At 43.3% G+C, this 6,744-nt stretch carries 6 protein-coding genes; 1 reads left to right on the top strand and 5 read right to left on the bottom strand.

Annotated elements, in window-relative coordinates; all coding sequences use genetic code 11:
- Positions 1-183 precede the first annotated feature (183 nt).
- Together ACYQ4S_RS10305 and rsxC (ACYQ4S_RS10300) are read right to left on the bottom strand one after the other, a co-directional pair.
- The gene (locus ACYQ4S_RS10305) at positions 184-1,212 is read right to left on the bottom strand and encodes an RnfABCDGE type electron transport complex subunit D (RefSeq protein ID WP_346025225.1); all 1,029 of its coding nucleotides are present in this window, start codon (positions 1,210-1,212) and stop codon (positions 184-186) included.
- 1 nt (position 1,213) lies between these two features.
- Positions 1,214-2,542 carry an electron transport complex subunit RsxC gene (gene rsxC / locus ACYQ4S_RS10300; protein ID WP_459770973.1) on the bottom strand — a complete coding sequence of 443 codons (1,329 nt, stop codon included), beginning with the start codon at positions 2,540-2,542 and terminating at the stop codon, positions 1,214-1,216.
- 227 nt (positions 2,543-2,769) lie between these two features.
- Between rsxC (ACYQ4S_RS10300) and ACYQ4S_RS10295 the strand changes: the two genes are divergently transcribed.
- Complete coding sequence (locus tag ACYQ4S_RS10295) at positions 2,770-3,483, top strand: MgtC/SapB family protein (RefSeq protein WP_346024862.1); 714 nt, start codon at positions 2,770-2,772, stop codon at positions 3,481-3,483.
- A gap of 63 nt (positions 3,484-3,546) precedes the next feature.
- On the opposite strand, the gene ACYQ4S_RS10290 is transcribed toward ACYQ4S_RS10295, so the two are convergent.
- From ACYQ4S_RS10290 to rsxC (ACYQ4S_RS10280), 3 genes are all read right to left on the bottom strand, one after another.
- Entirely contained in the window at positions 3,547-3,975 is a 429-nt protein-coding gene (locus ACYQ4S_RS10290; protein ID WP_346024863.1) for an immunoglobulin-like domain-containing protein, read from the bottom strand.
- A 92-nt stretch (positions 3,976-4,067) separates the two neighbouring features.
- Positions 4,068-5,168: an RnfABCDGE type electron transport complex subunit D gene (locus ACYQ4S_RS10285; protein WP_459770971.1), complete on the bottom strand. Its 1,101-nt coding sequence runs from the start codon at positions 5,166-5,168 to the stop codon at positions 4,068-4,070.
- A 2-nt stretch (positions 5,169-5,170) separates the two neighbouring features.
- On the bottom strand, positions 5,171-6,484 hold the full coding sequence (gene rsxC, locus ACYQ4S_RS10280; RefSeq protein ID WP_459770969.1) for an electron transport complex subunit RsxC: 1,314 nt from the start codon (positions 6,482-6,484) through the stop codon (positions 5,171-5,173).
- Between the last annotated feature and the right edge of the window lie 260 nt (positions 6,485-6,744).

The following is a 6,744-nucleotide window of genomic DNA, read 5'->3' as shown; positions in this document are numbered from 1 at the left end:
GCATTTGCGTCCGACTTCCTTCAGATTCCGCCTCACGGCGGACACCCTTGTCTTTCGCTAACAGTTCCTACTGCCAAGTCTGTAGTGGACTTTCACCACCAAGTTGTCGCCCATGCCGGGCGCACATAAAAAAAGCGTCAACGAGAGATATTCTCGCGGCGCTTTTTTGTTTATTTTATAGCATTAGTTCGTGCTTTGACGATCGAATTTTGTTTGGGGACGGGTTTTGTGGCCGTAGATTCGTGGCATCAGCTTACTATCAATAAACGGTGCCAGGGCATTCATAATTAGGATCGAATACCCCACTCCACCCGGGTGGTCCAGTGTAATCCTGAACACAGCGGTCAACACCCCACATCCGATGGCAAAAACAGTCTTCCCTTCTGGTGTTAGAGATCCTGAACTATAGTCAGTAGCCATATACGTGGCCCCGAAGAACAGAGTTCCTGTCAGAATGTGCGTCATTTGGAAATTCCAGTCAAAGCTGGACCATAATCCCATAACCACAAATGTTGTAAGGATATATAAAATCGGTACTTTTGGATTAATTACACGTCTGAAAATCAGATAAAGCATACCAATAAGTATTGCGAATTTAGAAGTTTCTCCAACATTTCCACCTAGATTAAATCCCATGAACAAATCGAATAGTCCAGGAACTTGTTCAGGCACGACCTGTGCCCCGTGACCGATAAACTCAAGCGGCGTGGCAGAACCTATAGCATCGACCCCTCTGAATCCACTTCCCAGCAATCCACCGGGCAGGACCCAGTTAGCCAGCCAAGGAGTAAAGAGGGCCTTAATGACTACACGAGCAGCAACTGCAGGGTTGAAGTAGTTCCTTCCAATCCCACCATTAAGCTGCTTAACGATAACAATAGCAAAAATCGATCCAAACATGATCATCCATATTGGTGCAGTGACAGGCAAACTTAAGGCGACCAACATACCTGTTACTGCGGCACTGTGATCCTGTATTTTTATTGGTTTGTATGTCAGTTTCTGATAAATAAATTCAGATGCAACGGCTGTCCCAATACCAATTGCTACCATACCAAGGACCCACCATCCGAAGAAGTAGGTAGCCGCTAATGTTGGTGGAATCAGCGCGATTAAAACCTGGTCCATAACCCAAGCTGCTGTGCGTTTGCTGCGAACATGAGGGGAAGGACCGACTTGCAATTTACCTTTTACATCAATTGCCTGAGCCATCTTACTTCTCCTCCTTCGCTTTTATAGCAGCTTTAGCGGAACGAATATTTTCTAGAAGAGGGATTTTTGAAGGACAGATAAATGAACAGTTTCCACATTCGATACAGTCCATTGCCCCCAGCTCCTGAGCTTTATCAATATTTCCTCTTTCGAAAGCTTCACTGATAAGGATAGGTTGCAGACTGACCGGGCAGACATTTAGACATTCTGAACACATGATACAGTCGTGACTGTCCCCTTGTTCAGCTTCTTCAGGAGTCAGAACTGTTATAGCTGTCGTTCCTTTAATAATTGGAACCCCGAGATCCGAAACAGTTTTACCCATCATCGGTCCACCACCCAGGACTTTTCCTGGTACGTCAGCAAATCCGCCGCAGTCTTCAATAAGCGAATCCATAGGAGTACCGATTTTAACTCGAAGGTTTTTAGGTTCTCTTATTGGTGTTCCGGACACTGATACAATACGTTCGATTAAAGGCTCGCCAAACTCGCAGGCGCGGTAGCAAGAACGGATCGTTGATGTATTAGCCACGACACAGCGAACTTCAGCAGGAAGGCCACCAGGCGATACTTCTCTTCCAGTCATGCTCTTGATCAAGTTTTTCTCTGATCCTTGTGGATACATTGTTTTCAATGGACGGACGAAAATATCGTCAAATTCAGCAGAGGCTTCCTCAAGCGCCTTGATAGCATCCGGTTTATTATCCTCTACACCGATATAGATGCGACGTAATTGAGGGAACAATGCTCTAGACAGATTAATTCCATGAATAATTTCATCTGCATGTTCCACCATGACTCTGTGGTCGGATGTAGAATACGGTTCACACTCTGCCCCATTGATGATAAGTGTGTCAATCGTCATCCCCGGTGGAGGACTCAACTTAACAGCTGTAGGGAACGTTGCTCCACCCATTCCAACGATTCCAGCTTTTCTGACTGTCTGAATGATTTCATCTTTTGACATGTCCTGAGACCGTCCCGGTTCGACGATTGGATCAGCTTTTGTATATTCATAGTCATTTTTGACAATGATACTGTCCACTTCTCCGCCACCGATCTTTCCACGTTTTTCTATAGCAATCACTTCACCTGAAACTGAAGAATATACATTTGCTGATACAAATCCACCTTCTTCAGCAATCAGCTGACCGACCTTGACTGTCTCTCCAATTTCTACGACCGGTTTAGCAGGCGCTCCTATGTGCATGGATACGGGGTAAACCATGATTTTAGGGACTGATGCATCTACTATCGGTAACTTGCTCGTTCGTGATTTATTCTCTTCTGGATGGGAACCACCGTGTTTTCCCATGAACGAAAAACGCATCACATTCATCCTCTCTATAATTCCTGTCTAACCTAATTACTTTTTTCACATACTTTCTTATAGTTATGTACATGTGAAAAAAACTGGTAGGTTCTGCTAATAATTTTAGTATACAATATGTAGCAGAAAGATGAAAGTAATTCCCTGTGATCTCTACAAATTCATTCTTGTATTTATTTGTCAAGTTAACGATAATAGTGTTATAAAAGTATGAGGGAGGAATCGGTTTGGAATTTACTCAGATAGAATTATTTTTAAGACTGATTCTCGCTGCAGTCGTCGGCGGGGTAATTGGTTACGAACGAGAACTTAAGGGTCGCGATGCTGGGATACGCACCCATACTCTAGTCAGTCTGGGTGCAGCGATCATTACGATGACGCAACTGGAAGCCAGCAGATGGGTCTTGAACTTTGCCATGGACAACCCCGATTTTTCAACAATATTATCAACCGACATTACTCGTCTTACCGCTCAGATTGTCAACGGGATTGGATTCCTGGGCGCAGGAACAATTATTGTAAGTAGACGCACAGTGACTGGACTGACAACGGCTGCTTCAATATGGGCTGTAGCAAGTTTAGGTATTGCCGTGGGTATGGGTTATTATTTCATGGCAATCACAAGTACATTTATCATGCTGATCGTTTTGCGTCTGCTTAAAGGATTATTCAAGATCGACAGTACTAAACAACTGGAGATTCAGTATAAAAATAGAGATGCTACACTTGCTTATCTAGTGGAAACTTTTAAAGCAAACAATATCACTGTTGTTTCAACAGATCATTCTATTACCTATTTGGAAGACGGAAGTTCAATTTGTGAAGATATGTATACATTGCACCTTCCCGCACAGTTTAACATGATACATTTCATATCTCAGGTTGGTGATTATGAAGACATTCTTAAGATCAATACCATCAAAACTACACCAGACAATTAAGGAAAAGCAATAAAGATGTCAGTTGTCGCTAACAAGCTGACTTATCTTTATTGCTTTATCTTTTTATTCCACAGTAAACTCGGCAGTCAGCACTTCTCCTTCGATCTGTCTGACGACTCGGTACTCACCTGGTTCGAAGGGCTCATAATAATGCATGTTCAGTTCGTCTTCTGCCTCTTCTCCCGGACCCAGTATATGGGCAATCATAATAAATGACATCTCTTCCTCTGGTTCAACGGTTATCCACTGGTCCCCTTCCTGCTTTTCGACAGTAAACGCAATGCCATAGCTTATCTCTTCTTCAGACTGATTCGACACAGTAAGAATGAATGTCTCTCCTTCTGAATCATACACTTCCTGATTCAAGCTTATAGATACACCGTCCAATGTATCTACTTCTTCAAACGGTGACGGTTCTCTTATGTCTCCGCACCCGCTTAAAACCATTCCAATGATAAAAACTGCTCCTGCTGCAAGTATTTTTTTCAGCATACTTAGCACACCCTTTTCTATTTTCTTAAGTATACGCTGAATAATACGTAAAAAAAACGGCCAGATCATTTTCCAGCCGTTTTATTATCTACTCAATTGTCTGTCAGCACGTCACGCTTGGTAAGCGGCTCTGTCAGATCATAATCCGGATGAACTCCGGGACGTTTCTTGTGACCGTAAATGCGCGGCATAACCAGTTTGTCTACAAATGGAATGATCGCATTCATAATCAGTATTGAGAAGCCAACCCCTTCAGGTGAAAAATTTCCAATTCTGAAAGCCGCAGTAATGATGCCAGCGCCGATCGGAAATACCGTTCGACCAAGAGGAGTCAGGCCACCTGAAGCATAGTCTGTGACCATGAAAGTTCCTGCCAGAAGCAAGGCCCCACTTAGAATGTGATACATCATGAATTCGAAATCAAATCCTGAGTAAACCAGCATGATCAGAGCAACTGTTCCGATGTACATTGCCGGTATCTTAGGATTGATAATGCGTCGGAAAATCAGAAACGCCATCGCGATGAGTAATGCGAGTGCACTTGTTTCACCAAGAGATCCGCCCCATCCACCTTGATTTCCCAGGAACATATTCCAAAGCGTCTGCGCGCCGTCCGGTACTTCCTGCGCACCACTTCCAATGTAGAACAAGGGTGTTGCAGCAGCAACCAGGTCATCTGGAGTTGCAGTTGTAATAGCTTCTGCCTGACTTGCTGTGGTTATTATATCTTCTCCTGAAACAAATGTATTTACAATCCAAGGTGCCATCAAAAACATGACTCGTCCGCCTACCGCGGGATTGAACCGGTTTCTGCCGATTCCACCCGGAATCATCTTGACAACAATAATCGCGAATAGACTGACAATAATAATACTGAACCATTGGACACCGTTTGGCATACTTAATCCAATAAGCATACCTGTAACTACTGCTGATAAATCGGTCACAGTTACACGTTTTCTAACAATTTTTTCGTACAGGTACTCACTGATCACACACGTGATCACAGCAAGAACAGTAAGATAAAGTGTCTGGAATCCGAAGAAGTAGACACCCGCTGCCAACGGAAACAGCATGGCAATAATAACTTGCAGCATGATCCACTGTGATGACCATTTTTCAAATATGTGCGGTGAGTTGTCCAGCACTAAATCGTAATCGGCCAAGGTGGTTTTTGTTTTATTCGTACTCATTCCTACACCGCCTTTGCATTCTGTCTGATAACCGTTTTAGCTTTTCTTATGTTGTCTAGTAAAGGAATCTTGGACGGACAGATATATGAACAGTTTCCGCATTCAATACAGTCCATAGCTCCAAGCTGTGCTGCTTTTTCGATATCTCCCCGCTCGTAAGCATTACTGATAAGTATAGGCTGTAAGCTTACAGGACAGACGTTAATACATTCTGAACAGCGGATACAATCCATACGTTCTTCATCATCGACTTCTTCTGCAGTAAGGAATGTCACATGAGTGGTCCCTTTAGAGATAGGAATCGCTCCGTCTTTGATGGTTTTCCCCATCATAGGCCCACCGTGAATCACTTTACGTGGTGCTTCCTGGAAGCCTCCACAAAAATCAATCACGTCATCAATCGGTGTACCCAGACGTACAAGCAGGTTTTTAGGGTCGGCAATTGGTGTCCCTGAAATCGTGCAGACACGTTCTACCATAGGTTTACCTAAGCGTACCGCACGGTATATCATCTGAAATGTCCCAACATTGGATACGACACAGCCGATATCAGCTGGCAGGCCGCCTGCAGGCACTTGACGTCCTGTACAGTTCTCGATCAACTGCTTTTCAGATCCTTGAGGATATTTAGCTTCAAGGACTTTGATCTCAACTTTATCGTAACCCTCAGCTGCTTTTTTCAGTGCTTCTCCAGCTTCTTTAGCATTGTCTTCGATACCAATGAATACTCTTTCAACGTTGAAGACTGCATCGATAACGCGGACACCTTCAATAATTTCGTCTGCATATTCGATCATCGTACGCAGGTCAGATGTAGAATACGGCTCGCATTCTGCTCCGTTAAGAATAAGCGTGTCGATTTTCTTGTCTTTGGGCGGTGACGTTTTTACGTTAGTCGGGAATGTCGCTCCTCCCATTCCGGAAATACCGGCTCTTTTGATCAGTTCAGGAACAAGTGCCGGATCCACATTATCTCCTGCTTCCGGAAACGGCGGTTCTTCTGTGTATTCTCCATCATTTTTTATGATGACACATGTATAGACATCACTGAGTACATCACGTTCTTCAATAGAAATGACTTCCCCACTTACTGATGACAGAACATTTGCAGAAATGAAGCCTTGAGCTTCCCCCAACAAGGTTCCCACCTTCACTTTGTCGCCCACTTCCACTACTGGCTTGGCCGGAGCCCCCATGTGCATGGACATCGGGAAAACCATGATAGCCGGTGCATCTATTTTTTCAATTGCCTTATGATGTGTACGCGATTTATTATGTTTAGGATATGTGGCTTTTTGTACTGTTTTGAAACGCATTCCCTTTCCTCCTCAAATATATGTAACTCCTATTTCAACCCTAACTGTGTAACAACTTGATTTAGTCTAAATTCAATAGAATTATAATAATTTCACAATAATTTTTCATGAGTATATCGCTACATCATCTGACTTAACTCAAGTTTTGCAGTTAAAAAATAGCCTTTGACCCTTGGTGTCATTGACTTGGTACCGATTATTATGCCGCTTTTGATATTTGATTCAGCTGATTTTCTTTTAAAAATGGCTTGAAGAGTTCC

The organism is Alkalibacterium sp. s-m-28, from assembly GCF_054658175.1.
Note: the sequence above shows the minus strand (reverse complement) of the source record. Positions and strands in the feature narration are given on the sequence as shown.

Excerpts from the sequence above, each read along its gene's own strand:
- ACYQ4S_RS10305 (WP_346025225.1), bottom strand. The coding sequence starts at position 1,212 with ATGGCTCAGGCAATTGATGTAAAAGGTAAATTGCAAGTCGGTCCTTCC.
- rsxC (WP_459770973.1), bottom strand. The coding sequence starts at position 2,542 with ATGCGTTTTTCGTTCATGGGAAAACACGGTGGTTCCCATCCAGAAGAG.
- ACYQ4S_RS10290 (WP_346024863.1), bottom strand. The coding sequence starts at position 3,975 with ATGCTGAAAAAAATACTTGCAGCAGGAGCAGTTTTTATCATTGGAATG.
- ACYQ4S_RS10285 (WP_459770971.1), bottom strand. The coding sequence starts at position 5,168 with ATGAGTACGAATAAAACAAAAACCACCTTGGCCGATTACGATTTAGTG.
- rsxC (WP_459770969.1), bottom strand. The coding sequence starts at position 6,484 with ATGCGTTTCAAAACAGTACAAAAAGCCACATATCCTAAACATAATAAA.